Here is a 25,802-nt window from a genome sequence, read left to right as displayed (position 1 = left end):
CCCTTAATGGATTCTCATGATGTCCAAGATCCACCCGCTCCGGCTCCTCCTCCTCTGGCTCCCGACGACACTGGCCTGGTCGGGGGGCGAGCCACTGCTCCTGCAAGCGTCGCAAATCAGATCCCTGGGTATCGAAACCCTGGTCATCGGCGAGACCCTGGAGGCGCGCCCCAGCCGGTTGCCCGCCCGAGTGGTGGTACCCACCGATCAGATCCGCCTCGTCTCCGCCCCGGTCGCGGGCCTGGTCGAGCGGCTGACCCTGGCCACGGGCGCCCGGGTCAAGCGAGGCGAGGTCGTCGCGCGCCTCTCCAGCCCCGAGGCACTCACCTTGCAGCGCGACGCCATGGAGTCCAGCAGCCAATCCAGTCTCCAGCAGCAAAACCTCAAACGCGACGAGCAGTTGTACGCGGAGGGCCTGATCGCCGAGGCCCGTCTCCAGGCCACCCGCGCCGCCGCCAGCCAAGCCGCCGCTCGGGCCAGCGAGAGCCAGCAGCACCTGGAACTGGCCGGCGTGTCGGGTAAAGGCGCGGGTCCCCTGGCCCTGACCGCGCCCATGGATGGGGTGGTCCTCGAACAGGGAGCGGCCCTGGGCCAGCGGGTCGAGGCCTCGGCGGTGATCTACCGTATCGCCCAACTCGCGCCCCTCTGGCTGGAAATCCAGGCCCCGACCACGATTTTCGACGGGCTCAAGTTAGGGACCCCCGTACGGATTGCCAACAGCGACATCAAGGGTCGCGTCATTGCCATCGGCCCCAGTATCGATACGGCCAGTCAAACCCGGCTGCTGCGGGCCCTGGTCGACGAGGGCGCCGAACAACTGACGCCGGGGCAATCCGTCGAGGTGGAAATCGCCCAGGCTAGCGCCCAAGACCAGCGCCTGCCCGCCGCCGCCGTGGTGCGTCAGGGAGGCCAGACCTACGCCTTCGTGCAGATCGCCAGCGATAACAAGGGCGCCAGCTTCGAGGCCCGGCAGGTAAAGGTCATCGGCCAGAGTGGCGAAGGCCTGCGGGTTGCAGGCCTCCAGGTGGGCGACCGGGTGGTGTTGAAGGGCGTCTCCGGCCTCAAGGCCATGCTGTCCGGGGCCGGGGGCGAATAATGCTTGCCGCCCTGATTCGCTTTTCCCTGACCCAGCGCCTCCTGCTGATGGTCCTGACCGTCCTGCTGGTCGCGGCGGGTATTCAGGCCTTCCTGGGTCTGCCCATCGACGCCTTTCCGGATGTCTCCACGACCCAGGTCAAGATCATCCTGAAGGCCCCCGGCATGACGCCGGAGGAGGTCGAAACCCGACTGGCCGTCCCCGTCGAGCAGGAAATGCTCGGCATCCCGAATCAGCGCCTGCTCCGTTCGACCTCCAAGTACGCCCTGACCGATATCACCATCGATTTCGAGGACGGCACTGACATCTACTGGGCCCGCCAGCAAGTCGGCGAACGTCTGGCCGCGGCCATGGGCAACCTGCCACCCGGAGTCACGGGCGGCATGGCCCCCATCACGACCCCCCTCGGCGAGATGTTCATGTTTACCATCGAGGGCGACCTGCCCCTCGCGGAGAAGCGCGCACTTCTGGACTGGGTCATCCGCCCGCAACTGCGCACCATACCGGGCGTAGCCGATGTCAACAGCCTGGGCGGGGAGGTGCGTACCTTCGAGGTGGTGCCCAACCCGCAACTTCTGGTCGCCCGGGGCCTGGCCCTCCAGGATCTGCGGGAGGTACTGGAGGCCAACAACCGCAACGACGGCGCCGGCCGCCTGACCGATGGCGAGGAGGCCCTGCTAGTGCGTGCCGAGGGCGCCATTCGCACCATGGACGACGTCAAAGCCATCGTTTTGAAGGCCAGGGACGGCCTGGTGGTGCGCGTCGGCGACGTGGCCGAGGTACGCTTTGGGTCCCTGACCCGTTATGGCGCCGTCACCAAGGACGGCCAGGGGGAAGCCGTCGAGGGCCTGGTCCTGGGGCTGCGCGGCGCCAATGCACGATCGGTGGTCGAGGGCGTCAAGACCCGGCTGGCCGAGATCACGCCGACCCTGCCCAAGGGCGTCACGATCGAGCCCTTTTACGATCGCGGCAACCTGGTCAATCGCGCCGTTGGCACCGTGTCCAAGGCCCTGCTAGAGGCCATCGTGCTGGTGGTACTGCTCTTGCTCGCCTTTCTTGGCAACCTGCGCGCGGCCCTGGTAGTCGCCGTCATGCTGCCCCTCTCGGCCCTGGCCACCTTCATTCTCATGCGCATCTTCGGACTCTCCGCTAATTTGATGAGCCTGGGCGGCCTGGCCATCGCCATTGGCATGTTGGTGGACGCGGCGGTGGTGGTGGTCGAAAATATCGAGAGCGAACTGGCGGAGGCACCGGACAACCTGCCCACCCTCCATCTGATTTTCCGTGCCGCCCGCGAGGTCGCCGCGCCAGTCACCTCCGGCATCATCATTATCATCCTGGTCTTTCTGCCCCTGCTCACGCTCCAGGGGCTGGAAGGCAAAATGTTCGGACCGGTGGCACTGACCATCGTCTTTGCCCTCGCCACCTCCCTCGTCCTGTCCCTGACCGTGGTGCCCGTGCTGGCCTCCTATCTCATCCAGCGCGGGGTGCATCACGAGCCCTGGCTGGTGCGCAAGTTGTCCGCGCTCTACGATCAGGTCCTGACGACCGCCCTTGCCCATGGCCGGGTCTTTGTCGCCATCGCCCTCCTCGCCCTGATGGCGGGCGGGGGCATCTTCATGTTGTTGGGCAAGAGCTTCATGCCGACCATGGATGAGGGGGATCTCATCATGCAACTGGAAAAGCTGCCCTCCATCGGTCTCGACCAAACCCTGGTGATCGACACCCGGGTGCAACAGGCCATCCTGGCGCAGGTACCCGAGATCAAGGCCATCGTCGCCCGCGCGGGTTCCGACGAACTGGGCCTGGACCCCATGGGCCTGAACCAGACCGACACCTTTATGGTGCTGCAGCCACGCGAGACCTGGCGTAACCCGGACCCGGCCTGGTTGGCCGACCAACTGCGCACCGTCATGGCCGATTTTCCCGGCGTGGGCTTTTCCTTCACCCAACCCATCGACATGCGCGTCTCCGAGATGTTGACCGGCGTGCGGGGTGACCTGGCGATCAAGATCTATGGCCCCGATCTGGACACCCTGAACCGCCTGGCCGCCGAGGTCGAGGCCCGGGTCAAGCAGGTACCGGGCGCCGAGGATACCTTCACCCTGCAGAACAATGGCGTCCAATACATGAAGATCGAGATCGACCGGCTGGCGGCCGGGCGATTCGGGCTCAACGTGGACGCTATTCAGAACGACCTCAAGGCCCTGCTGGAGGGACGCGACGTCGGCACTGTCATCGAACAGGGGCGACGCATCCCCCTGATCCTGCGCGGGCCCGAACAGTTGCGCGCCACGCCCGCCGACTTCGAGGCGCTACGCCTGAGCCTGCCCGATGGCGGCAGCGTGCCCCTGACCAGCGTCGCGCGCATCGACCGGATCGATGGCCCGGTCAAAGTGGACCGGGAAAATGCCCAGCGCTACGTCGTGGTGCAGTCGAACGTGCGCGACCGCGATCTGGTGGGTTTCGTCGAGGACGCCAAGGCGGCGGTGGCCCGCGACGTTCCCCTGCCGGAAGGCTACCGGCTGGCCTGGGGTGGCCAGTTCGAGAACCAGCAGCGGGCGGCGGCCAGACTGATGGTCGTCGTGCCCGTGGCCCTGGCCCTGATCTTCTTCCTCCTCTTTTCGACCTTCCGCTCGGTGCGCCAAGCCCTGCTGGTCCTGTCCAACATCCCCCTGGCCATGATCGGCGGCATCTTCGGCCTCTTCATCGCCGGGGAATACCTGTCGGTGCCGGCCTCGGTGGGCTTCATCGCCCTGCTGGGTATCGCCGTGCTGAACGGCGTGGTCATGGTCACCTACTTCAATCAATTGCTTGCCCGGGGCCTGCCGGTGGCCGAGGTGGTCGTCGAGGGCGCCCGCCGCCGCCTGCGACCGGTGCTGATGACCGCCAGCATCGCCGCCTTCGGCCTGGTCCCCATGCTCTTCGCCACCGGACCGGGCTCGGAGGTCCAGCGCCCCCTCGCCATCGTCGTCATCGGCGGCCTGGTCTCCTCGACCGCCCTGACCCTGGTCCTGCTGCCCATCCTGTTCCGCCGCTTTGGGGTCAAACCCAACGTCGCCTTCGCCGAGAATGCCCATGCCTGACGTCTTGCTCTCCCTCGCCATGCCCACGGACGTCGCTCAACTCGTCGAGGACCTGCTGCTCTCCCGGCCTGACCTGGTGCGTGGCTTTACCTCCAGCCATGCCGAGGGCCACGGTTCCGCCGCCACCCTGGTGGAGCCCGCGGAACTGGTCGCCGGCCACTCGGCGCGGGTCATCATGCGCATGGTGGGGGGCGACGAGGCCCTGCGGGAGCTGCTGCGGCTTATCAAGGCTGAACTGCCCCGCGCCAACGTCTTTTACTGGCTGGTGCCCGTGCTGGAGCAGGGACGGCTATGAAGAGACTGCCCCTTGCCCTCCTGTGCGCCACCCTGAGCCTGGAGGCCCTGGCCGCGGAGCCGACCCCCAATCTGCCACCCCCCGGGATCGTGGCCCAGATCCTGCGCACCAACCCCGGGGTGCGGGCGGTGGACAGCCAGATCCCCGTCGAGCAGGCCAACCGTTCACGGCTGGAAGCGGGCGACTACGAGTGGACCCTGCTCCTCGGGGGCCAGCAGCGCCGTGTCAACCCCACCAGCGGTCCCGATGATCGCTTTCAGGAATGGAATGGCGATCTGCAACGCCAGGTGCGGCTGCCAGGCAAGGCCGCCCTCGATAGCGAGCTCGGCAGCCTTGGCGTCCATCAAGCCGAAAAGCGGCTGGAGGATGCCGAGCATGAGGCGGCACGCAACCTGCTGAAAGGCTGGTTTAGCTGGCTGAAGGAGGGCGCCGCCGTCGCCCAATGGGAAACGGAGGTCGCCCTGCTGAGGAAGCAGGCCAAGGCCGTAGCGCGCCGTCAGGAGCTGGGGGATGCCGCTCGCCTCGAGACTGTTCAGGGCGAGGCCGCCCTCGCCCAGGCCGAGGCCCAGTTGGCCCAGGCGCGGGGACGCCGGGATACCGCCGCGGAGGACTTGCGCCGCCGCTATCCGGACCTGCCTCTGGAGGCGCAAAAGCGGATTGTTGAGCCGCCGGCCCTGAATGGCGACGCGGAGGAATGGATCACCGCCATCATCCAGCACAACCACGAACTCGGCCTGGCCCAGGGTGATGTCCGCCAGTCGCGGGTCGGGGTCAAACGCGCCGACAGTGACCGCCTGCCCGACCCGACCTTCGGCCTGCACCTGGCCAGCGAGCGCGATGGCGAGGAAAACATCATCGGGGCCTATGTCATTGTCAACCTGCCCGGTGGCGCTCGCCGCGCCAAGGCCGATGCCGCCCTGGCGGAGGCGGAGGCCGCCAACCAACGCGAGGCGGCGGCCCTGCAAAAGGTGACCGCCGAGGCCGCCAGTCTTTATCAGACGGCCCGGGCCGCGCGCATTTCCTGGCAGTCCGCCAGCCAGGCCGCCACCCGCCTCGTCCACGCGGCGGACATGACCGCCCGCGCCTATCAACTCGGCGAGGGCAGCATGATTGATCTCCTCGCGGCCCGCCGCACCGCTAACGAGGCCCAGCTCACGGCCCGCGTCAGCCAACTCGAGGCCCTGGAGTCGGGCTATCGCCTACGGCTTGACGCGCATCGCTTGTGGGATTTTGGCCCCGGGGACCAACAGCCCTGAGGCGCGCCCGCGGGCGGCACCAAGCCGGCGGCCGCCCCGGCCTTCGCGCTGATTCAGTCCACCAGGACGTTCTTGAACTGCCAGGGGTCGTCCGCCGCCACGTCTTCCGCGAACAGGCTGTTGCGATCCAGGAGTGGGGTCCAGTCGCTGTAGACGCCGACCATGTCACCGAGATAGGGCAAGGCGACCGCCATGACCTCGCGGTAGTCCATTTCGTCGGGTTCCAGGATGCCGGCGTCCGGGTGATTCATGGCCCAAGCCAGGCCGCCCAGAACGCCCGCCGCGGTCTGGAGGGTCGTGGCCGTATTATGGGGACAGAGGGCGCGGGCCTCGTCAATGGTAAGGCGGGAGCCGTACCAGTAAGCCTGGCGGGCATGGCCCAGCAAGAGCACACCGAGTTCGTCCATGCCGGAGTGGATGTCGTCCGCGGTCAGCAGGCGTTGTCGCGGCTGGAGACACCAGTTCCCGCCGGCCAACTCGTGCAGCGACAGCACGGCGTCGTCGCAGGGGTAATAGGCATAGTGCACGGTCGGACGATAAAGCAGTTCGTCACCCGCTCGCAGCGTCAGGTACTCGGCGATCGACAGGGATTCCTCGTGGGTAATCAGGAAGCCGTGATAAGGACCCGCCAGGGGTGTCCAACTCCGCACCCGGGTACTGGCGCCCGGGCGCTCCAACCAGATGGCGGCCCGGCTGCCAAAATCATGACCCCGCCCGCTCGCCGGCCAGTAGCGCTCATGACTGCCCCAGCCCAGTTCGGCGGGCTGGCAGGCCTCGCCAGCGAAACCCTCGATCGACCAGGTATTGACGAACTCGCCGGGCTGTTTGGGGGCCAGTGAGGTCTGGGTGTCCCGCTCGGCGATATGGATCGCCCGGACGCCCAGGCGCCGGGCGCAGTCGGCCCAGTCCTGCCGCTCGCGGGGTTCCGCGCTGCCGGGGAGGAGATCGGCGGCCAGATTGAGCAGGGCCTGTTTGACGAAATGCGACACCAGGCCCGGGTTCACGCCATGGGACAAAATCGCGGTGGGACCGGCATTAGCCGCGTCGCGCAGGCCCAGGGCTGCCGCCCGCAGGGCATAGTTGGAGCGCCGGGCGGGGGTGACCGAGGCATCGAAGTGTCCCCCGGCCCAGGGACCGACGCAGGCATCCAGGTAAAGCACCCCTGCTTCCTGGCACCAGGCGATCAGGTCCCGACTGCTTACATCGACCGACAGGTTCAGCAGGAAGTCGCCCGGCCCGAGCCGCGCCGCGAGCAGTTGCCGGTAGTTGTCGGGCGTCAGGGCATCCACTTCATAAGCCACGCCCTGAGCGGCGGCCATGGCCCCCCACGCGCTTTCCGGGCTCATGATGGCGATCCGTTCCGGGGCGATCGCGATATGGCGCAGCAGCAAGGGCAGCAGGCCGCGCCCGATGCTGCCAAAGCCCAGCATCAGCAGCCGGCCATCGAAGCTGGCCCATTGACGCTCAATGTCTCGATCCACTTTTTCCATCCTTATGCCTTTGGCGGTTCACGATCAGCTTCGCAATATAGCCCACCCCGGGCCTTGTTGCCGTACCTAGGGACCCCGGCGCCCGACCATTCGCCCCCAGGGCACCCGGAAGGCGAGCAGGACCGCCAGTACCGCGGCATCGATCAAGGGTTCCAGGGTATCGGCCTTCACCAGCCAGAGGAAATGCAGCACGGCCAGGATGGCGATGACATAGACGGTGCGATGCAGGGTCACCCAGTGGCGGCCGAGGCGCTTGATCCAGCCCCGGGTTGAGGTGACGGCCAGGGGGACCAGCAGCAGCAGGGCGGTGAAGCCCACCAGGATATAGGGCCGCTTGGTCAGGTCGGTGGTGATGTCCTCCCAGACCAGGGCGCGATCCAGGACCAGATAAGCCGCGAAATGGAGCACGGCATAGAAGAAGGCGAAGAGACCGAGCATCCGCCGAAAGCGGATCAGCCAGGGCTGACCGCTGAGGCGCCGCAGGGGCGTGACCGCCAGGGTGACCAGCAGGAGCCGCAGGGCCCAACTCCCGGTGAAATGGACGACCGCCTCCACCGGATTGGCGCCCAGTCCGTCGCTCAGGGCACGCCAGACCAGCAGACCAAAGGGCGTCAGACAGAGCAGAAAGACGAGGGGCTTGCCAAAACGGACGGCGATATCCGGCCGGAGGCTAGGATTGACGGGCGACTGGGGGCTGGGCCTGGGGACGGACATAGCGTCAGAAAAAGCGCTTCAGATCCATGCCCTCATACAAGCTGGCCACCTGATCGGCATAGCCATTGAAGGGCAAGGTCTTCTGCTTGGGAGCAAAGAGCCCGGCGCCGATGATCCGGTGGCTCTTCTGGCTCCAGCGCGGGTGGTCCACCGCCGGGTTTACGTTGGAATAAAAGCCGTACTCCTCCGGCTGCATCTGATTCCAGGTGGCCAGTGGCTGGGACTCGACAAAACTGATGCGTACGATGGACTTGATGCTCTTGAAGCCGTACTTCCAGGGAACGATCAGGCGCAGGGGCGCCCCGTTCTGACCCGGCAGGACCTCTCCATAGAGGCCCGTGGCCAGGATGGTCAGGGGGTGCATGGACTCGTCCATGCGCAGGCCCTCCCGATAGGGCCATTCGAGCACCGCGCGCTTCTGCCCCGGCAGTTGCTTGGGGTCCTCTAGGGTCTCGAAGGCGACGAACTTGGCTTGGGCGGTCGGCTGGAAGCGCTTGAGCAGGTCCCCGAGGGGGAAGCCCACCCAGGGAATCACCATGGCCCAGGCCTCCACGCATCGCAGGCGATAGATGCGCTCCTCCTGGGGGAAGCCCGTCAGGATATCCTCGATCCCGATCTCCCCGGGCGCAGCGCAGGCCCCATCCACCCGCACCGTCCAGGGCCGGGTCTGGAGCAGGCCGGCATAGCGGGCCGGGTCACCCTTATCCGTGCCCAGTTCATAGAAGTTGTTGTAACCAGTCACGTCTTCGCGGCTGGTGAGCGTCTCGTCCGTGCTTAGGGGGCTGGGGACCAGGCCCGGGATCTTCTCCTCCGCCGCGGCCTGACCTGGCGTCAGCAGCCCGCCCAGGCCACCGAGAGCGGCGAGGCCCAGGCCCGCGGCGGCCCCGGCCATCAGTTCCCGACGCCGCAGCCAGTGCTCCTTGGGGGTGATCTCGGAGGGCGGAATGGGGTATGGCGGTTTTATCAACATGGATCGGTCCTCGACAAGTCATAGGGGCATTAGATTGGGCTGATTGCGACCTCATAAAGGCCCCCGATCACCAGGTATTCGTCCTCGCCCTTGAGCATGCCTGGCAACAATTGATTAAAGAGGAAGATCTTCGGCAAGGGGACCTCGACCCGCAGGATGTAGTCGCCGAACTCATCGGCACGCTCGCGGTTGCTGGTAAAGCTATTGAGATTATTGAAGAGGACCCGGTAGCGGCCACCGCCCAGGGTTGCCAGGATCTCGTGCTCGTCGATGCGGTTGATGCCGCGGTAAAGGGTCAGGTGCCTCTCCTGGGCATAGGCGAGGCGCAACTCGTACTGACAATAGGTGTAGAGGAGGTCGAGTTGGGCCTCCAGGGCATTGGTGGCGTAGAGGCCCCGGGTACTTTCGGCGAGATAGAGGCGATAGGCATCGCTACCGCGACCCTGGAGGGGGCCGGCGTGGTGGCGCGCCAGCAGGCCAAAGCGACTCTCCACCCAGCGCTTGAGAACCGCCCCCTCCCGCCCGTTCGAATCGAAGGACCAGCCGCGCGCCAGCCGCAGATAGTTGGCGTTCGCCCGCTTCTTTCTGGCCCGCCCCGGCACTAACCCCGCCTCATCCAGGTGATCAAGGAGGAAATGGGCGCTCATGTAGTCGCGGAAGGCCTGGGCCCGCGCCGGATGTTGATCGAGCGGCGCCAGGGTCCTGAACAGGGCCACGTGAAAGGCCCGGATGCCATCCAGCTCCAGCGGGACGGGGTACCGTTGGAAGGTCAGGCCACCCAGGATCGCCGCCGGGAGATTGCAGTGGTTGATCGCGAGCCGCGCGCTGGCGGGGAGCCCGGCCTCGGGCACCCCCGCGGCTTGTTCGCTTTGTCGCTTGTTATCCATGGCCAGGGGTAACTTTGTTGGAGATACCACCAAGCCGGGAACCAGGGCCCGAGATCTAAAATCATTCAAAATCAGCATGATGTTCGCATTAGCAGCATTGGCACATGGATTGCAAAAACGATATCGAAAGCACCGCATATTCACGCCCCCTCGCGGCGGCCCCACAGGAGATATCCCCATGGCAATACGTCAATGCGCCATCTACGGTAAAGGCGGCATCGGTAAGTCCACGACCACCCAGAACCTCGTAGCGGGTCTGGCCGAACTCGGTAAAAAGGTCATGATCGTCGGCTGCGACCCCAAGGCCGACTCCACCCGTCTGATCCTGCACGCCAAGGCACAGAATACCATTATGCAGATGGCCGCCGATGCCGGCTCCGTCGAGGACCTGGAGCTGGAGGACGTGCTCAAGGTGGGTTACGGCAATATCAAGTGTGTGGAATCCGGCGGCCCCGAGCCCGGCGTCGGTTGCGCCGGTCGCGGTGTCATCACGGCCATCAACTTCCTGGAGGAAGAAGGTGCCTACGACGAAGATCTCGACTTCGTCTTCTATGACGTGCTGGGCGATGTCGTCTGTGGCGGTTTCGCCATGCCCATCCGCGAGAACAAGGCCCAGGAGATCTACATCGTCTGCTCGGGCGAAATGATGGCCATGTACGCGGCCAATAACATCTCCAAGGGCATCGTGAAATATGCCAGCTCCGGGAGTGTTCGTCTGGCGGGCCTCATCTGTAACAGCCGTAACACGGCCCGGGAAGACGAGCTGATCATCGAACTGGCCCGCCAGCTCGGCACCCAGATGATCCACTTCGTGCCCCGTGACAACGTGGTGCAGCGCGCCGAGATCCGCCGCATGACGGTCATCGAGTACGACCCCAAGGCCAAGCAAGCCCAGGAGTACCGCGACCTGGCCCTGAAGATCATCGAAAACAAAAACTTCGTGATCCCCACCCCCATCACCATGGATGCCCTGGAAGACCTCCTGATGGACTTCGGCCTCCTGGACGAGGAAGACGAATCCATCATCGGTAAGACCGCCGTGCAGGAAGTGGCCCTGGCCGCCTAACCGAGTCAGCCCCCCTGTTCCCTGTTTCCCATGGCGCGACCGTCGGCGAGTGAGCCGCGGCGCTGAATCGAGGAAAGCCCATATGTCCGCATTGACTCACGAAGAGACGCTCGAACTCATCCAAGAGGTGCTCGAGGTCTATCCGGAAAAGGCCAAGAAAGAGCGCGCCAAGCATCTGGCGGTCAACGACCCCACGGTCGAGCAGTCCAAGAAATGCATCATCTCCAACCGCAAGTCCCTGCCTGGCGTCATGACGGTCCGGGGTTGTGCCTACGCCGGCTCCAAGGGCGTGGTCTGGGGTCCCATCAAGGACATGATCCACATCTCCCACGGCCCGGTGGGCTGTGGTCAGTATTCCCGCGCGGGTCGCCGCAACTATTACGTCGGCATGACCGGGATCAACACCTTCGGCACCATGAACTTCACCTCGGACTTTCAGGAGAAGGACATCGTCTTCGGCGGGGATAAGAAACTCGACAAGCTCATCTCCGAGATCGAGAGCCTCTTCCCCCTGAGTAAGGGCATCAGTGTGCAGTCCGAATGCCCCATTGGACTCATCGGAGACGACATCGAGGCGGTGGCCAAAAAGAAAAGCAAGGAACTCGAAAAGCCCGTGGTACCAGTGCGTTGCGAGGGCTTCCGCGGCGTTTCCCAATCCTTGGGACATCACATCGCCAACGACGCCATCCGTGACTGGGTCATCGGCAACCGCGACGGTGACGAGTCCTTCGCCACCACGCCCTATGACGTAGCCGTGATCGGCGACTACAACATCGGTGGCGACGCCTGGTCTTCGCGCATCCTGCTGGAAGAGATGGGTCTGCGCGTGGTCGCCCAGTGGTCCGGTGACGGCACTCTCTCCGAGATGGAACTGACCCCCAAGGTCAAACTGAACCTGATCCACTGCTACCGCTCCATGAACTACATCTCCCGTCACATGGAAGAGAAGTACGGGGTGCCCTGGATGGAGTACAACTTCTTCGGCCCCACCAAGATCGCCGAGTCGCTGCGCAAGATCGCCGGTTTCTTTGACGAGACCATCCAGGCCGGCGCCGAGAAGGTGATCGCCAAGTACACGGCCGAGTACGAGGCGATCATCGCCAAGTACCGCCCGCGGCTGGAAGGCAAACGGGTCATGCTCTATGTCGGCGGCCTGCGCCCGCGCCATGTCATCGGCGCCTACGAGGATCTCGGCATGGAGGTCGTGGGCACGGGCTACGAGTTCGGCCACAACGACGACTATGACCGCACCATGAAGGAAATGGGCAACGCGACCCTGCTCTACGACGACATCACGGGCTATGAGTTCGAGGAGTTCGTCAAGAAGGTCAAGCCCGATCTGGTGGGCTCCGGCATCAAGGAGAAGTACATTTTCCAGAAGATGGGCATCCCCTTCCGCCAGATGCACTCCTGGGACTACTCCGGCCCCTACCACGGCTACGACGGCTTCGCCATCTTCGCCCGCGACATGGACATGACCATCAACAACCCCTGCTGGAAACAGATGCAGGCGCCCTGGCAGCAGTCTGCCACGGGAGAGGCCCTGCCCGTGGCCGCCAGCGCCTGATCCCAGACGCGTAGGTTGGGTTAGCGCAGCGTAACCCAACGAGTCCGCGGGGGTGTCGGGTTACGCTTACGCTAACCCGACCTACGCCACTACCCCGCCGGAAGCCCGGCCAAGACACAGAACTCAGTACCCACCAGGTCGTTGTCCGCGGATTAGCGGCGCGACGGGAGCCTACCCATGAGCCAGACCATCGACCAGATCAAGCCCAGCTATCCCCTCTTCCGGGAACCGGAGTATGTGGATAACCTCGCCCGGAAGCGCGACGGCGTGGAAGAGGGGCACTCCGCCGAGAAGATCGAGGAGATCTTCCAGTGGAGCACCACCCCGGAGTATCAGGAACTCAACTTTAAGCGCGAGGCCCTGACCGTCAATCCGGCCAAGGCCTGTCAACCCCTGGGTGCCGTCCTCTGCGCCCTCGGGTTCGAGAAGACCCTGCCCTATGTGCATGGCTCGCAAGGCTGCGTCGCCTATTTCCGCACCTATTTCAACCGTCATTTCAAGGAGCCCATTGCCTGCGTCTCGGACTCCATGACCGAGGACGCGGCGGTGTTTGGCGGCCAGAAGAACATGTTCGATGGCCTGGAAAACGCCATGGCCCTTTACAAGCCGAAGATGATCGCCGTCAGCACCACCTGCATGGCCGAGGTCATCGGCGACGACCTCAACGCCTTCATCGGCAATGCCAAGAAGGAAGGTTACATCCCGTCCGAGTTTCCGACCCCCTTCGCCCATACGCCCAGCTTCGTCGGCAGCCATACCACGGGCTGGGACAATATGTTCGAGGGGATCCAGCGCTATTTCACGATCAACGCCATGGACGACAAGGTCGTCGGCTCCAATGGCAAGATCAACCTGGTGCCCGGCTTCGAGACCTATCTGGGTAACTATCGCGTCCTGCACCGCATGATGAAGGAGATGGGTGTCGATTACAGCCTGCTCTGCGACCCCACCGAGGTGCTGGATACCCCGGCCGATGGCGAATTTCGCATGTACGATGGAGGTACCCGCCTCGAAGAGATGCAGGATGCCCCCAACGCCATTGACACCCTCTTGCTGCAACCCTGGCAATTGGCCAAGACCAAGAAATTCGTCCAGATCACCTGGAAGCAGCCGTCGAGCCACCTCAACATCCCCATGGGGCTGGCCTGGACCGACGAATTCCTGATGAAGGTGGCCGAGTTGACCGGCAAGCCCATCCCCGACTCGCTCACCAAGGAGCGCGGCCGCCTGGTCGATATGATGACCGACAGCCATGCCTGGCTGCACGGCAAGAAGTTCGCCCTCTATGGAGACGCCGACTTCGTCCTCGGCATGGTCAAGTTCCTGCTGGAACTGGGGGCCGAACCGACCCACGTCCTCTGCCACCAGGCCAACAAGCGCTGGAAGAAGGAGGCAGAGACGCTGCTCGCCTCCTCGCCCTTCGGCAAGGAGGGCAAGGTTTACACCGGCTGCGACCTCTGGCACTTCCGCTCCCTGTGCTTCACCGACAAGCCTGATTTCATGATCGGCAACAGCTACGGCAAGTTCATCCAGCGCGACACCCTGCACAAGGGCAAGGAGCATGAGGTCCCGCTGATCCGCATCGGCTTCCCGATCTTCGACCGCCACCATCTGCACCGCATGACCACCCTGGGCTACGAGGGGGCCATGTACCTGCTGACCACCCTGGTCAACGCGGTCCTGGAGCGGCTGGATGACGAAACCCGCGGCATGGGGACCACCGACTACAACTACGACCTGGTGCGTTAGCCGCGGATGGCTGCCCGCGCCGCCTTTTCCATCCCCTGGAGAGCATCACCATGCCGAGCGTCATGATCCGCAAGAGCGACACCGGGGCCCTCCTCTTCTATGTCGCCAAGAAGGATATGGAAGAGACCATCGCCTCCGTGGAGACCGACACCCCGGAGGCCTGGGGTGGCAAGGTGGAACTGACCGATGGTTCCCAATGGTACCTGGACCCGATCAGCCCGCCCCCACGTTTTCCGACCACCCTGCGCTTCACCCGCGCCGCATAAATCACCGGCCGGGGTCCGCCGGCCACCGCCTAATGGGAGAGCATCATGGCCTTTCAGATCGTTAGAAGTATCTGCACCGCTTGCGGCGACTGCCTGCCGCTTTGCCCCACCAAGTCCATCAGCCCCTTCAAGGGGACCTACAAGATTGACGCCGAGACCTGCACCGAGTGCGTGGGCGAACACGACCTGCCCCAGTGCATCAGCGCCTGCATGGAGGATGACTGCATCATCGCGGCCTAGGCGGGTATCCGGACGGATCCCCAACCGCCAGGTAAAGCGCCGACATGGGCGACCGGACGGGGTGGCAAACCCCCGTCCGATTTTCGTGTGTGGCCAGGGAGGGCCAAGCCTCCGCGGCCGACCCGCGCACCGATTTGAGAAGCCAAGACCATGGATAAGCCACTTTCGAACGACATCGCCCTGCGCATCGGACTCGCTGCCCGGGTTCTGCCCGATATCTCGCCCGCCCGCCTGATCCGCGTCCTGGCTGACGCCATCGGCCTGCCGCCGACAGCGGATAAGCTGGCGAGCCTGCGCGTCAAGGACCTCAAGACCGCCGCGAATGGCGATCTCGAGGACCTGGACCTGGATGCCCTCAAGACCGCCCTGGCCCTGTTGAAGGGGGAAGGGATCGCCGCGACCGACCCGCCCCCGGCCCTGGACCCTTATGACGAAGGGATGATGCCCGGCGCCATCCGGGTGGCCTGTGCCTCTAATGGCGGCGAGGTCCTGGATGGCCATTTTGGTAGTGCCCGGCGCTTTCTCATCTACCAGGTCTCCGCCGCCGGGGTACGCCTGATCGACGCCCGCGACGTCGAGGACGGCCAGGCGGAAGACAAAACGGCCTATCGCGCCCACCTGATCCGCGATTGTCAGCTCCTCTATGTCGCCTCGATTGGCGGGCCCGCCGCCGCCAAGGTGGTCAAGGCCGACATCCATCCCATCCAGGATGCCGCCGGGGGTAGCGCCCGTCAGCGCCTGACCAGCCTCCAGCGCATCCTGGCGGACAAACCGCCCCCCTGGCTCGCCAAGGTCATGGGTCATGCCCCCGAGGCGCGCATCCGCTTCGAGCCGGCGCTGGAGGTGGAGGCGTGATCACCCCGGAGCGTATCGAGCAGGTGATGCAGGTCGTGGCGCGCGCCGGACTCAACGATCGGACCCTGGCGGCCCTGCGCGAGGTCTTCGCCGAGCACCACTTCACCTACTGTCGGGACGATGACATCGGCGGGGCCAGGCCCGTGCGCACCGCGGCGGGCTTCAACCTCTACCTGGTGGATGGACAGGCTGGGTGCCCGCGCCTCACGACGGACCTGGACATGGCCACCGGGCTGGTGCTGGCCGAAATGGAACCCGGGGTCTGACGGGCGCCATGGATAATCCCGCCATCACCCGCCCCGGGGACGCCCGGGGACCCACCGACCTGGAGATCGCCCTGGGGTCGGCTTGCGCCACCCTGCCGGCGCCCGCGGACCTGAATGCCCTGATCGCGGTACTGCGCGACCTGCTCCCGGGGATGGAGCCACGCCACGCCCTGACCCGTGGCGGCTGGCATCGGCTGGGCGGCCTGGTGGACCGGGAGGGCCAGCGCATCGCCCACCATATCCTCCCCTGGGCGGAGGCCGAGTCCGGCGGCGATATCGATGAGCTCCTGCTCAAGGTCGCCGACCTGCCCTATATCGCGACCCGTCTCAACGGCCAGACGCACTATCTGGTGGTCCCCATCGGGCCTGGATCGGCGGACTTCCTTCAGATCGAGGTCGAGCAGCTTCAGGAGGTCCAGGATCGCCCCATCACTGCCCCCGACTGGTTCCCCGACAGCATCGCCGAGTTCGTCGACCCCCTGGACTTCCCGCACCTGGAGCCCAAGCCCCTGGGACCCCCACGCCTCCTCTTCCGGCGCCTGCTGCGGGTGCCGGATTTCATGGCCTCCCGAGAGGCAGGTCCACGCCTCCAGCGTTTCGTAAAGGACTGGGAGCGCTGCAGCGCCCAGGAATCGGCCCACTTCAGCGAGCATTGGGTCCTCGCCATCCGGGAGTCTCAGAACCGCAAGGGCGCGTTACACCTCAGCGCCAAACCCATCCCCATCCTGGTGGGCGAGATTCCCCCCCTGCCCGACGGAGCAGTAGCCCGGGGCGCCCTCCTCGCCAACCGGATCCACGGGTTCGACCGGGCACTCGGCTACCCCTTCGCCTGGTACTTTCACATGCTCACCAGCCCCAAGGTCTCGCACCGGCTCGCCGAGGCGGTCCATGCCGACCTGATGGGGGCCTACGCCTATCTCCCCGCCCGGGATCTCAAGATCTTGCGGGATTGGTATGCCGATCCCTATGGGCTCTAGCCGTCAGGGGGATGTCTCTGGCTTATTTGGGGGCTGCGGGTCACGACTTTACGCTTAGACTTCGCTTACTGCTCCCTCAGGGCCTCGCAAATCCGATCAAGGTCGTGACCGTATTTTTGAACTGCCGAATTTCTGCGACGATGGGATCTTCACGCATGATCTAGCAGCATCTCGGCGGTCCCCTCGAAGCGAGGGTTAGGCCAAGGCGGTAATTCAGTGCGCAAACTAATCGTCATCGCACTTCATCGCGTCATCAGCGCGAACACACCCCAGCCCAGGTATTCACGCGTGTAAGCGGCGTAGCGCTCGGGTTCCGAAGTCAGTTGGGCGCGAACCTCTTTCGCTAACTCGTCGTCGGGATTGGCTTCAAGCCATCGGCGCATGGTGAGCCATTTGGCCGCCTCGTATCTGTCCCAGCCGTCCTGGTCAGCCAGAACCATTTCAACGACGTCGTAGCCGAGGCGGCCGAAGGACGCGAGAAGTTCTGGGAGCATGAGAAAGTCGGAGATCGAGTTGGCAAGACAGCCTTTGGCGACCTCTTCCGTCGCCGGTAACTGCCGCCAGTAAGGCTCGCCGATCAGGATGATCCCGCCGGCGCGCAGGCTCCGCGCCAGAAGCTCGATGGTGCCGGCGACTCCCCCACCGATCCAGGTGGCACCGACACAGGCTGCCACGCTGACCTTTTCGTCAGAGACATAGCCGGCCGCGTCGCCATGGCTGAACTTGACTTGATCGGCGACGCCGAGTTCTTCAGCACGGCGTTTCGCTTGCTCGGAGAACAACTGGCTCATGTCGATGCCGGTGCCGATGATGCCGTGATCGCGTGCCCAGGTGCACAGCATCTCCCCCGAACCGCTGCCGAGGTCGAGCACTCGGGCGCCCGGTTCCAGACGCAGCGCTGCGCCGAGAGTGGCGAGCTTTTCGGGTGTGATCGGGTTGTGGATGCGGTGAGCACTTTCAGTGATGTTGAATATCCGTGGGATGTCCATTGTGGAAAATTTCCTTACGCTCGTTTGTTAGGCGATATATCCCCATTGCCTGAATTTTTCTTGCAGGTCCGGGACATATTTAAAAGCCTGAAAATACAAAAACTCTGGGGCGAAATCCGCACCATTTGGCCAAACGATGGTATCGAGTTCTTTGTCAACACGAAGCTGAGCGAACACAGAGATGTCTTGCAGTTGCTGGAATGCGGATCCTTCTAGCGCCGAAGAAAGATCGGCGATGCCTTTTCTTCCATCGTTGAACAGAACCTCTACCTTATAGTCGGCGAGATAGCGTGCATCAGATACATGAAGAAACATTGACATTACTCCAGCGGCTCTATCTCTTTTAGGGTCTCCTTCCTTCGGCACAGCTCCCAATCTTCCAAAAGTTCGTCTTTATGGATTTCATGCCATTCCAATACATGGCGAAGAGCGCGTTTCGGGAATCTACCCTCCACAATGCCGGTGAGAATATCAACGGTAATCTCGTAATCACAATATTTGGCATGGAAATGAGGCGGCGAGTGATCATCCCAATACATCGCGATGACGATTCCGAGAAATCTACTGATTATTGGCATCGTCTTGTGCCTTTGCTCCTCGCCTAACACCAAGCACAGCCGAGAAAGACCGCACTGCGGCCTGACGTCGGCTGGGGCGCCATATTATGCTCTGATTTTCTTGGGTACAGGAGCACCTAGCGCCTCCGCTATTAGCTCAAAACCTGCCTCGTTTTTGAACGGTTCAATTTCATTCTGAAGTTTTTTCAACCGAACCTTTTGCCAGCTTGATGAAGTATCATGATTCTCTTTAATAAATTCTGGCGTTAACGTATAAAACTCAGGAGCTTCAGCGCCCGTTGTCCCATCATTACTTCCGTAAAATTTTCCGATATTCAGAAAAACTACAACAAGAAAATCGAAAGCGTCAAGTGCTTTTTCCTTGATTGGAAAGCCACGGTCGCAGACAGTCGCGTAGCGACTCTTTACCTGGATTCGAACCTGTGCCCGTTCATTATCTTTTGGTTTATATCGTGGCTCTGGGTGGATGCAAATGAGATCGTAACCCTCATTGCCTTCAGGTGCCTTGTAAGTCAGTATATTCCTTCGCATGAGGTGTCCCATGACGAGATACTCAGCCCCGGTTGAAACAACAGGAAGTCTTAGCCAATCTCTTTCGCTCACCAGTGGCTCCTGAAAGGCATAACGACTAAGATGAGCCGACCCCGCGCGCGGCACCACGATTGAGAACCAGCACGACGCCGAACGCGCGGGGTCGGCTTGAGCGCCTTGTTAACGGCTAGATGTCGATTAAATGCCATGCTTCCAGATACAAATTATCAGGATCTCTGAAATTGCGAACACTGGAATCTTTTCTTGCTGAACCATCGTTTTTGTAGCCCAATAGCCATTCACTGTGGGTTCTTGATATATATTCTGCGACAATTTTGCTAGGGACAATATAAAATTTCGGTCGTGTACCGAGTGCTTCCAAGGAAGCCAAGACATAGTAGTGATTATCTGAAAAGAACGTTTCTGATTTCTTATTGAGAATCCATTTGCTTTCGCCTTTACTATTGGTCTTCACTTGGATGCTTGCTGATTTTGTTCCGTCCGAATTGCTTGCAATGATGTCTATTCCTCTGCTGTTGCGCAGAGTAATAGATGCTATATACCCTCGGAGCGTCAACTCTCCTGCGACGAGATACTCGCCGGCAACACCCACAAGTGTAGACTCAAGTTCAAATGTCATCTTCTACCACTCAGCCCTAGGGACGTCGGTTGCCCGGCGCCCCCGGCACAGTCCCGGACGTGCAGTTTTCCCGCATCCGGTTCTTCGGTTGTACTCGCCTTCGCGCGAGCAAGTGATTCATGCAAACACCCGCCGCGTCGCTGGCTTCTCAGTGATGCGGGGCTTCGCGATGCCGAGCTTCGCTAAGGCGCGGTTGAACACCTGCCAGGTAAAGCGCTTGCGCTTGCCGCCGCGCCGATTCAGCCATTTGAACGCCTACTCCGTCGCCGTCTGGAAGAAGCGCCACAAGTCCCGCGAGTTGCCCCCGTAGACCGTAGTGGTTGTAGTGCCCGTCCCGTCGGCGATTGAGTCCCTTGATGAAGTCCCTGCCCGGCAGGCGCCGGTGGCCCTTGATCCAGTCCTTAAGACGCTGCACCGCACCACGGGGTTTCTTGCGGGCGGTGCGGCGTTTGACCCGCGGGGTACCTTCCCGGTCCGGAAACCAAATCCACTCGAAACCGATGAAGATGACCCACCGCGTCATGCTCGGATTAAAGCGGATGAAACGCAAGACCTGCGTTTTCTCAGGCGCCACCTCAAGACTGAACTTGGCCAACCGTTGAGGCAGTACTTTGAAGAACCGCTCGGCATCGTCAGGAAAGCGGAAGGCGCAGAAGAAATCGTCGGCGTACCGGCACAGCAGCGCCTGCCGGCGGCAGCTGGGCCTGACCCCACATTCGAACCAGAGGTCCAGAACAATCCGACCCTACCTGTCCGGCACGCGTTTCCTGTGCGGGCTGCATACTCCCGTCGTGTCCTTCGCCCTGTGGCTGGCTTTCCGAACCGCCGACTACGATGCCCGATAAGACACCTCCTTGGCATACGGCCGTCGCCGGCCTTCCTGGACCCTCAATGCTCGACGCATCCACCCGAGCGCACGCCGTGTCAGGGCTCTTCACCCGTACGTGTCCCAGCCCGGTCGGTTTCATCGTCTCACCTCGTCCAGGAGATTTGGGGGGCTTCCCGAGTTCTCCCGGGTCTCTCTTCCTGTCTGCCACGGCCTGAGGGCTCCGGGGTACCGCCACACCCAAGCCATAGTGGGTGCTTCGTGTTGCCTTCCCGGACGTTAAAAAGGTCGGTGTCCGCAATAAGCTGAATTTCGAAGTGGTACCCGCACATCAGGGAAAGCGATTGCCCCTACGGCCTACAGGATTGTCTGTGTACGCTTACCCCATCCTGTACGTGGGTTGCCTCGCTCCGCCAAGGGACCAACCCGCGATACGGGTGGGCGGCCCACCCTTACCCGACCGGGACTCTCACCCGGCAAGAGACACCGAGCGTCGCTCGGCACGATAACGTTTGAGCTAAGCGGCACACGCCGGCAGGACGTGGAAGGCCCAGAATGAAATGAGGGCCTGGAACGATATGCCGGTACGTGTCCGCTTGAGCGATGGGTTAGGCAATCGGCTTTTTCTTGCATCTGCGGTTTATGAGGCATCGAAAAAGTCTGAATCGATTTGTTTGACTTCATATTGATTGCGGACCTGTACCCCGACATTGAATTGATACATCAGGTCAACCAGACGTTCTCCATCCACAAGAATGATCGTATGATGCGCTTCGCGTGCCTTCTTTGATGCCTTTTCATCAAAGCCGCTGGTTGTGACAAATACGCCTTTTGTGGTGTCTCCGCTCATAGCGCCGATAAAGTTACGAATATCAGTTTCTCGCACCTTGTTGTCGGTGTAACGCTTCGCCTGTATGTATATCTTCTCCAAACCCAGCTTGTCTTCGTTGATTATTCCGTCGATTCCGGCATCTCCAGACTTGGATGTCTCGGTAAAATCTCCATACCCCATCTTCTTCAACAGAATGAGAATAACCTTCTCAAAATAGAACGGATCGATTTCCCGCAACCTATTTAGTAGTTCAGATTTCGTTTGTGCCTCAATCTCAGAAAACCCGGCATCTATCATATCTTGCGGAGATTGGTCGGCAGCAACACATGTGTCCGAATTTTTTGTTTTTTCTTCGGCGTAGAAATCCATCAGGTTCGATTCCATATCGCGAAGAGTAACTCCCTGATCGCAGGCTTTCTTTCCCGCTTCCGTGATCTGAACCATGCCGCGCTTCGGGAAATGAACGAGCCCGCCCTTCTTGAGATAAGACTTTCCCCATGCAATTCGATTTTCAATCAGTACTTCACCGCTCTTTGTCTTCTGTTTCAGCAAGTCTTCGGGCAAGTCCGAGTAGTACTGTTCCTGAACTAGCTTGATGAGTTTGCGATGATGAACGACCTCTCCGTTGCTAAGGGTCTGCAGAATCGGCATGAAGGTCTCGTTAAACTTTGGTAGCTCCATATCTTGTCCTCTCATGCTCAACTATTACTTTACAGATCTGTCTAGTCTCTAAACTGTCACTGTATCCGTGGGCCCCCGGAGCGGCCTCCGCCCGGACCCATGTCCAGCGCGCTCGAAAATACGCCCTGCCCGACACCCCGTCAACCCATGAGGAAAAGGGCCGCCCCTTCCCGGCTCGGTACGCCGAAAAAATCATGGAATCAGGCGTTAAGCCACCCTTCGGCCGCTGGCTCGTGATCCGGGCCGAGGCATGCGTCGCGGCCCATCCGGGGCGCCAACTGGTGGACCAGTCCCCCGCCGAAATCGATGCCTATCTGGCGGCGATCGGGCGCAAGCCGGAGGTAACGGGCTGGCAGGTGCGCCAGGCAGCCCTTGCGATACGGATATGGCTGGAGCTGGCCGGGGTGGCCTGGGTCCATGCAGTGGACTGGGCGTATTGGCAAGCCTCGGCGCGGGAGCTGGGCCCATCGCACCCGACGGTGGCGCGGGACGATAAGTCAGTCGCTGCGGCTGGGGCGTCGGCGGCCAGGCCTTTGGCGGCCATCATCGGGTCTCGGGAAGCAGGGTCAGACCCTGGGCTCAGGTCGATCCGGGTAGCAGGCTATATAATCATAGCTGGACCTGAGCCTGGCGGTCCCGCCTCACTCTTGATCCTCGTCTGATGGTACCCCACCGGATCGACGGCTTACCGAGAACCCCACGATGAACCGACCTGCACGCCTCATCGCCCTTGGACTGATTTGTTGGATGACGGCCGCTTGTGAGGCCCAGACGGGGCCGGTGCCGATCAGCGGGGATGTCCCCGAGGCCAAGGGCTGGCGTACCGAGGTCGTCACCGGCGGCCTGAGTCACCCCTGGTCCATCGCCTGGCTGCCGGACGGCTCGGCCCTGGTCACCGAGCGTGATGGGCGCCTGCGTCGGCTCCGCGACGGTAAGCTCGTCCCGACACCCATCTCCGGCCTGCCGCCGCTGCTCGCCACGGGCCAGGGTGGCCTGCTCGATGTCTCCATGCATCCGGACTTCGCCGATAACGGGCTGGTCTACCTGACGCTGGCCATCGGCAGCCCCGACGCCAACCGCACGGCCCTGGCCCGGGGGCGCCTGGACGGTGAGGCCCTACGGGACACGCGGATCATCTTTGAGAACGCCGACCCCAAGTCCGACGGCCAGCATTTCGGCTCGCGGCTGGTCTGGCTGCCGGATAAGAGCCTGCTGATCAGTATCGGTGACGGTGGTAATCCGCCGATCAGCTTCAAGGGGGACTTCATCCGTAACCAGGCCCAGAACCCGGGGACCCATTTCGGCAAGATCCTGCGGTTGAACGACGACGGCACGCCCCACCCGGGCAACCCCTTCGCGGGCCGCCCCGGCGCCCGACCCGAGATCTGGACCCTGGGTCATCGCAACATCCAGGGTCTGACCCGCGACCCGGTAAGCGGGCGCATCTGGGCCAACGAGCACGGAGCCCGGGGCGGCGACGAACTCAACGTCATCGAGGGCGGCAACAACTACGGCTGGCCGGAGGTGACCTACAGCAACGAGTACTGGGGGCCGCGGATCTCCAGCGAGACGAGCCGCCCGGGCATCGCCGAGCCCAAGCTGGTCTGGACGCCGTCGAATGCCCCGAGCGGCCTGACCTTTTACACCGGTGACGTCTATCCGCGGTGGAAAGGCAACCTGTTCAGCGGCGCGCTCAAGTTCCAGCAGATCCGCCGCCTGGTGCTGGACGGCACCCGGGTGGTCACCGAGGAAAAGCTGACCATCGGTCGGCGGGTGCGGGATGTGCGCCAGGGGCCCGATGGGTATCTGTATGTGCTGACGGACGAGGACGAGGGGGCGCTGCTGCGTATCCTTGCGGTGGATGAATGATTCCAACCCCGATTGTCCCGCCCTGGCCCCTGTTGCGTATGATTGTGAAGACTGACTCTGCCCGTATCATTCAGGACAGACAACGGCTTCCCATTAAAAAAATTCGGGGTCTGTCCCCTGTTTTGTCATACGGCAATGCCGTATCATCCGGGCGGTGTATACCTTCATCGAACTGCCAGTGTTCACCCGGTATGCGGCGGACTGCCTGGACGATGCCGACCTGGCCGCTTTGCAGCGGACCCTGGCAGTCAACCCGGAGGCTGGCGACTTGGTGCCTGGGACCCGTGGCGTGCGCAAGCTGCGCTGGACGCGCCCCGGGATGGGCAAGCGCGGCGGGCTACGTGTCCTCTATTACGTCCAGGACGTCCGGGGCCGGATCTGGCTGTTGACGGTGTACACCAAGAGCGCCCGGGAGAACATCGCCGTGGCGACCCTGAACGCCCTGCGGGAGTTGGCCGACCATGCCGAAATTGACTGAATCTGAACTATTGGCCCGGGATGCCGGGCGAGACCTGAATGCCGAGTTGCTCGAAGCCGCTGCCGACATGCAGGCCGGCCGGGTGGGTCGCGTCACCCTAGTCACGCGCCAAGGCCAGGCCGTGGAATCCCCAGTGGCCCGGGTGCGGATCATGGCGCGCTTGTCCCAGGCCCGGTTCGCCGCCCTCCTGGGGGTGTCGCCGCGGACCTTACAGGACTGGGAGCAAGGCCGCCGAGAGCCGACCGGTGCTGCTAAGACCCTGCTGCGTGTCGCCGAGCGGCATCCCGAGGTATTGCGGGAATTGGCGGCGTAGGGAGACTCGGACATAGGAATCGAAGCAAGGCATCCATGCATTGCTGCTTCAAGGCCTGTGAAACGAAAAGGGATATTCCCCCTTTCCCCTTAGAACAAACGCCTGAAAGCCGGCGGGGACGAGCACTGCCTGGAGGCATTAATGTTCCAGCCACCGAACTGTGGGCCCACAAGGCATCCATTAGAATCGTCGAATATTCGGAAAGCTTGATGCAACCGCCCTGTCCCTCTTACGCAGCGCAGCCGATGATCCTGATGGCCTACGAGGGGCGTGGTGCAGGCGCTGAAGTCACAAGACTCACTGCTGCGTAGATGTCTCCGCTGCTGCACGCATTCTCCGGAAAGCTCCTCTCGCCTTCCCTTTGGAAAGACGGAGTCTTGCATCTGCCCAAGCCCCTTGCCGACGCGCACCGCGAATACTTGATCGACAACGGCTGGTGGGGCCAATACGACCCTGCCGGTTCCGGCGGCGTGATCGGCGGTGCTTCCGACGAGGAAGCGTGCGATCACGTGGTGAACCGGTTCCTGAACTCGGCTGCCCGCATGCAATACGCCTGCTCGGACCCCAAGGACGAACAGGCTGACGTTCGCGATGCGGTACTCGACCAGCTTGCTGAGGGGCGCATCCACGTCATTGACCTTGCCGCCGGGAACGGCGCTGGCACCATGAGCATGCTGTCGCTTATCTGCGAATTGCGCTGCAAGGGTTTGATCCCGCAGCTTCCACTGAACGTCAGCGTCTCGGCAGTCGACTTTTCGCCAGCAGCGCTGAATCACTTTATCGCCCTACTGGACAAGTTATCTCCTTGGCTGGCTAGCGCCGGGATCAATGTTGAGCTCAACTTGTGCCATTGCGATCTGACTGTTCTGGGTGACTTCAGCGAGACTCTTGACGGCTTCTTCACGGACGCGCGGGCGCGAAGCGTGAGCCGGTTCCTGTGTGTCATCTCTGCCATCTCGGGCGCCAAGAAAGAAGGCGTAGAGCCAATCATCGACTCGCTCAAACACGCCGCCGCCATGCTAAGTCACAGCAGGAGAAGCAGTTCGTGGCTGTGGGTTGAGCCATACATTGGGAAGTCATGGTTCACGACGCTTGCCGATGTGATTCGCTTGACCCTTACAAAGATTCAGCACAAGTTTTTGTCCAAGGGCGAGTCGTTTTCGCTCACTGTGGATGTGCCGATGCTGGAGGATCCAGCTACCCGTTCCTTCAATTGGAAGGACCCACACAACGGAAAGGCTCCGCTCAGTCGGGTCATCGTCCTCGCGTTCCGGAATCGATGACC

Annotated in this window: 28 protein-coding genes; 17 read left to right on the top strand and 11 right to left on the bottom strand. The window is 62.6% G+C overall.

All coding sequences use genetic code 11. The annotated features are described in order from the left end of the window. The first annotated feature begins 16 nt into the window (after positions 1 to 16). The 4 genes from IPN92_05340 to IPN92_05325 are packed head-to-tail and all read left to right on the top strand — an operon-like array spanning position 17 to position 5,733. On the top strand, positions 17 to 1,096 hold the full coding sequence (locus IPN92_05340; GenBank protein MBK8637722.1) for an efflux RND transporter periplasmic adaptor subunit: 1,080 nt from the start codon (positions 17 to 19) through the stop codon (positions 1,094 to 1,096). Then, a complete protein-coding gene (locus tag IPN92_05335) occupies positions 1,096 to 4,182 on the top strand; it encodes an efflux RND transporter permease subunit (protein MBK8637721.1) in 3,087 nt (1,028 codons plus the stop codon). The genes IPN92_05340 and IPN92_05335 overlap by 1 nt, the downstream gene beginning before the upstream one ends. Continuing rightward, the gene (locus IPN92_05330; GenBank protein MBK8637720.1) at positions 4,175 to 4,477 is read left to right on the top strand and encodes a DUF3240 family protein; all 303 of its coding nucleotides are present in this window, start codon (positions 4,175 to 4,177) and stop codon (positions 4,475 to 4,477) included. Before IPN92_05335 ends, IPN92_05330 begins: the two co-directional genes overlap by 8 nt. Further along, positions 4,474 to 5,733 carry a TolC family protein gene (locus IPN92_05325; protein MBK8637719.1) on the top strand — a complete coding sequence of 420 codons (1,260 nt, stop codon included), beginning with the start codon at positions 4,474 to 4,476 and terminating at the stop codon, positions 5,731 to 5,733. The genes IPN92_05330 and IPN92_05325 overlap by 4 nt, the downstream gene beginning before the upstream one ends. 53 nt (positions 5,734 to 5,786) lie before the next feature. Here the strand turns inward: IPN92_05325 and IPN92_05320 are convergent, their stop codons facing one another. The 4 genes from IPN92_05320 to IPN92_05305 form a co-directional block, all read right to left on the bottom strand. Further along, positions 5,787 to 7,223, bottom strand: coding sequence for a homospermidine synthase (locus tag IPN92_05320; protein MBK8637718.1), 1,437 nt, complete (start codon positions 7,221 to 7,223; stop codon positions 5,787 to 5,789). A gap of 66 nt (positions 7,224 to 7,289) precedes the next feature. After that, a complete protein-coding gene (locus IPN92_05315) occupies positions 7,290 to 7,937 on the bottom strand; it encodes a sulfoxide reductase heme-binding subunit YedZ (GenBank protein MBK8637717.1) in 648 nt (215 codons plus the stop codon). Between the two features lie 4 nt (positions 7,938 to 7,941). Continuing rightward, the gene (gene msrP / locus IPN92_05310) at positions 7,942 to 8,907 is read right to left on the bottom strand and encodes a protein-methionine-sulfoxide reductase catalytic subunit MsrP (GenBank protein MBK8637716.1); all 966 of its coding nucleotides are present in this window, start codon (positions 8,905 to 8,907) and stop codon (positions 7,942 to 7,944) included. A gap of 29 nt (positions 8,908 to 8,936) precedes the next feature. Beyond that, a complete protein-coding gene (locus IPN92_05305) occupies positions 8,937 to 9,794 on the bottom strand; it encodes an NAD(+)--dinitrogen-reductase ADP-D-ribosyltransferase (protein ID MBK8637715.1) in 858 nt (285 codons plus the stop codon). 178 nt (positions 9,795 to 9,972) lie between these two features. On the opposite strand from IPN92_05305, the gene nifH reads away from it, so the two are divergent. From nifH to IPN92_05265, 8 genes are all read left to right on the top strand, one after another. Continuing rightward, positions 9,973 to 10,860 carry a nitrogenase iron protein gene (gene nifH / locus IPN92_05300; protein ID MBK8637714.1) on the top strand — a complete coding sequence of 296 codons (888 nt, stop codon included), beginning with the start codon at positions 9,973 to 9,975 and terminating at the stop codon, positions 10,858 to 10,860. A gap of 82 nt (positions 10,861 to 10,942) precedes the next feature. After that, positions 10,943 to 12,427 carry a nitrogenase molybdenum-iron protein alpha chain gene (gene nifD, locus IPN92_05295; protein MBK8637713.1) on the top strand — a complete coding sequence of 495 codons (1,485 nt, stop codon included), beginning with the start codon at positions 10,943 to 10,945 and terminating at the stop codon, positions 12,425 to 12,427. Between the two features lie 177 nt (positions 12,428 to 12,604). Beyond that, the gene (gene nifK, locus IPN92_05290; protein ID MBK8637712.1) at positions 12,605 to 14,176 is read left to right on the top strand and encodes a nitrogenase molybdenum-iron protein subunit beta; all 1,572 of its coding nucleotides are present in this window, start codon (positions 12,605 to 12,607) and stop codon (positions 14,174 to 14,176) included. Between the two features lie 50 nt (positions 14,177 to 14,226). Further along, positions 14,227 to 14,442 (top strand): putative nitrogen fixation protein NifT, encoded by a 216-nt coding sequence (nifT, locus tag IPN92_05285; protein MBK8637711.1) that lies wholly within the window; start codon positions 14,227 to 14,229, stop codon positions 14,440 to 14,442. Positions 14,443 to 14,487: 45 nt separating this feature from the next. Beyond that, positions 14,488 to 14,682 carry a ferredoxin gene (locus IPN92_05280; protein ID MBK8637710.1) on the top strand — a complete coding sequence of 65 codons (195 nt, stop codon included), beginning with the start codon at positions 14,488 to 14,490 and terminating at the stop codon, positions 14,680 to 14,682. A gap of 150 nt (positions 14,683 to 14,832) precedes the next feature. Beyond that, positions 14,833 to 15,537: a dinitrogenase iron-molybdenum cofactor biosynthesis protein gene (locus IPN92_05275; protein MBK8637709.1), complete on the top strand. Its 705-nt coding sequence runs from the start codon at positions 14,833 to 14,835 to the stop codon at positions 15,535 to 15,537. Further along, positions 15,534 to 15,803 carry a hypothetical protein gene (locus IPN92_05270; GenBank protein MBK8637708.1) on the top strand — a complete coding sequence of 90 codons (270 nt, stop codon included), beginning with the start codon at positions 15,534 to 15,536 and terminating at the stop codon, positions 15,801 to 15,803. The genes IPN92_05275 and IPN92_05270 overlap by 4 nt, the downstream gene beginning before the upstream one ends. Before the next feature lie 65 nt (positions 15,804 to 15,868). Continuing rightward, the gene (locus IPN92_05265; GenBank protein MBK8637707.1) at positions 15,869 to 16,780 is read left to right on the top strand and encodes a hypothetical protein; all 912 of its coding nucleotides are present in this window, start codon (positions 15,869 to 15,871) and stop codon (positions 16,778 to 16,780) included. Positions 16,781 to 17,022: 242 nt separating this feature from the next. On the opposite strand, the gene IPN92_05260 is transcribed toward IPN92_05265, so the two are convergent. From IPN92_05260 to IPN92_05230, 7 genes are all read right to left on the bottom strand, one after another. After that, entirely contained in the window at positions 17,023 to 17,769 is a 747-nt protein-coding gene (locus IPN92_05260; GenBank protein MBK8637706.1) for a class I SAM-dependent methyltransferase, read from the bottom strand. A 27-nt stretch (positions 17,770 to 17,796) separates the two neighbouring features. Beyond that, positions 17,797 to 18,084: a DUF2442 domain-containing protein gene (locus tag IPN92_05255; protein ID MBK8637705.1), complete on the bottom strand. Its 288-nt coding sequence runs from the start codon at positions 18,082 to 18,084 to the stop codon at positions 17,797 to 17,799. Between the two features lie 5 nt (positions 18,085 to 18,089). After that, positions 18,090 to 18,347: a DUF4160 domain-containing protein gene (locus tag IPN92_05250; GenBank protein MBK8637704.1), complete on the bottom strand. Its 258-nt coding sequence runs from the start codon at positions 18,345 to 18,347 to the stop codon at positions 18,090 to 18,092. Positions 18,348 to 18,431: 84 nt separating this feature from the next. Further along, entirely contained in the window at positions 18,432 to 18,890 is a 459-nt protein-coding gene (locus tag IPN92_05245; GenBank protein MBK8637703.1) for a hypothetical protein, read from the bottom strand. A gap of 175 nt (positions 18,891 to 19,065) precedes the next feature. Then, a complete protein-coding gene (locus IPN92_05240; GenBank protein MBK8637702.1) occupies positions 19,066 to 19,518 on the bottom strand; it encodes an aspartate ammonia-lyase in 453 nt (150 codons plus the stop codon). A gap of 148 nt (positions 19,519 to 19,666) precedes the next feature. Continuing rightward, positions 19,667 to 20,257, bottom strand: a complete 591-nt coding sequence (locus IPN92_05235; GenBank protein ID MBK8637701.1) for a hypothetical protein — start codon at positions 20,255 to 20,257, stop codon at positions 19,667 to 19,669. 727 nt (positions 20,258 to 20,984) lie between these two features. After that, the gene (locus tag IPN92_05230; GenBank protein MBK8637700.1) at positions 20,985 to 21,857 is read right to left on the bottom strand and encodes a restriction endonuclease; all 873 of its coding nucleotides are present in this window, start codon (positions 21,855 to 21,857) and stop codon (positions 20,985 to 20,987) included. A 194-nt stretch (positions 21,858 to 22,051) separates the two neighbouring features. Here IPN92_05230 and IPN92_05225 point away from each other — a divergent pair, with 194 nt between their 5' ends. From IPN92_05225 to IPN92_05205, 5 genes are all read left to right on the top strand, one after another. Then, positions 22,052 to 22,519 carry a hypothetical protein gene (locus IPN92_05225; protein MBK8637699.1) on the top strand — a complete coding sequence of 156 codons (468 nt, stop codon included), beginning with the start codon at positions 22,052 to 22,054 and terminating at the stop codon, positions 22,517 to 22,519. A gap of 40 nt (positions 22,520 to 22,559) precedes the next feature. Next, positions 22,560 to 23,726 carry a PQQ-dependent sugar dehydrogenase gene (locus tag IPN92_05220; GenBank protein ID MBK8637698.1) on the top strand — a complete coding sequence of 389 codons (1,167 nt, stop codon included), beginning with the start codon at positions 22,560 to 22,562 and terminating at the stop codon, positions 23,724 to 23,726. Positions 23,727 to 23,880: 154 nt separating this feature from the next. After that, positions 23,881 to 24,204 (top strand): type II toxin-antitoxin system RelE/ParE family toxin, encoded by a 324-nt coding sequence (locus IPN92_05215; protein ID MBK8637697.1) that lies wholly within the window; start codon positions 23,881 to 23,883, stop codon positions 24,202 to 24,204. Next, the gene (locus tag IPN92_05210; GenBank protein MBK8637696.1) at positions 24,188 to 24,517 is read left to right on the top strand and encodes a helix-turn-helix domain-containing protein; all 330 of its coding nucleotides are present in this window, start codon (positions 24,188 to 24,190) and stop codon (positions 24,515 to 24,517) included. Before IPN92_05215 ends, IPN92_05210 begins: the two co-directional genes overlap by 17 nt. A gap of 377 nt (positions 24,518 to 24,894) precedes the next feature. Beyond that, positions 24,895 to 25,800: a hypothetical protein gene (locus IPN92_05205; GenBank protein ID MBK8637695.1), complete on the top strand. Its 906-nt coding sequence runs from the start codon at positions 24,895 to 24,897 to the stop codon at positions 25,798 to 25,800. The last annotated feature ends 2 nt before the right edge of the window (positions 25,801 to 25,802 follow it).

The sequence above is a fragment of the Chromatiaceae bacterium genome (genome assembly GCA_016714645.1).
Lineage (GTDB): Bacteria > Pseudomonadota > Gammaproteobacteria > Chromatiales > Chromatiaceae > M0108.
This window is presented reverse-complemented; position numbering and strand designations above follow the sequence as displayed.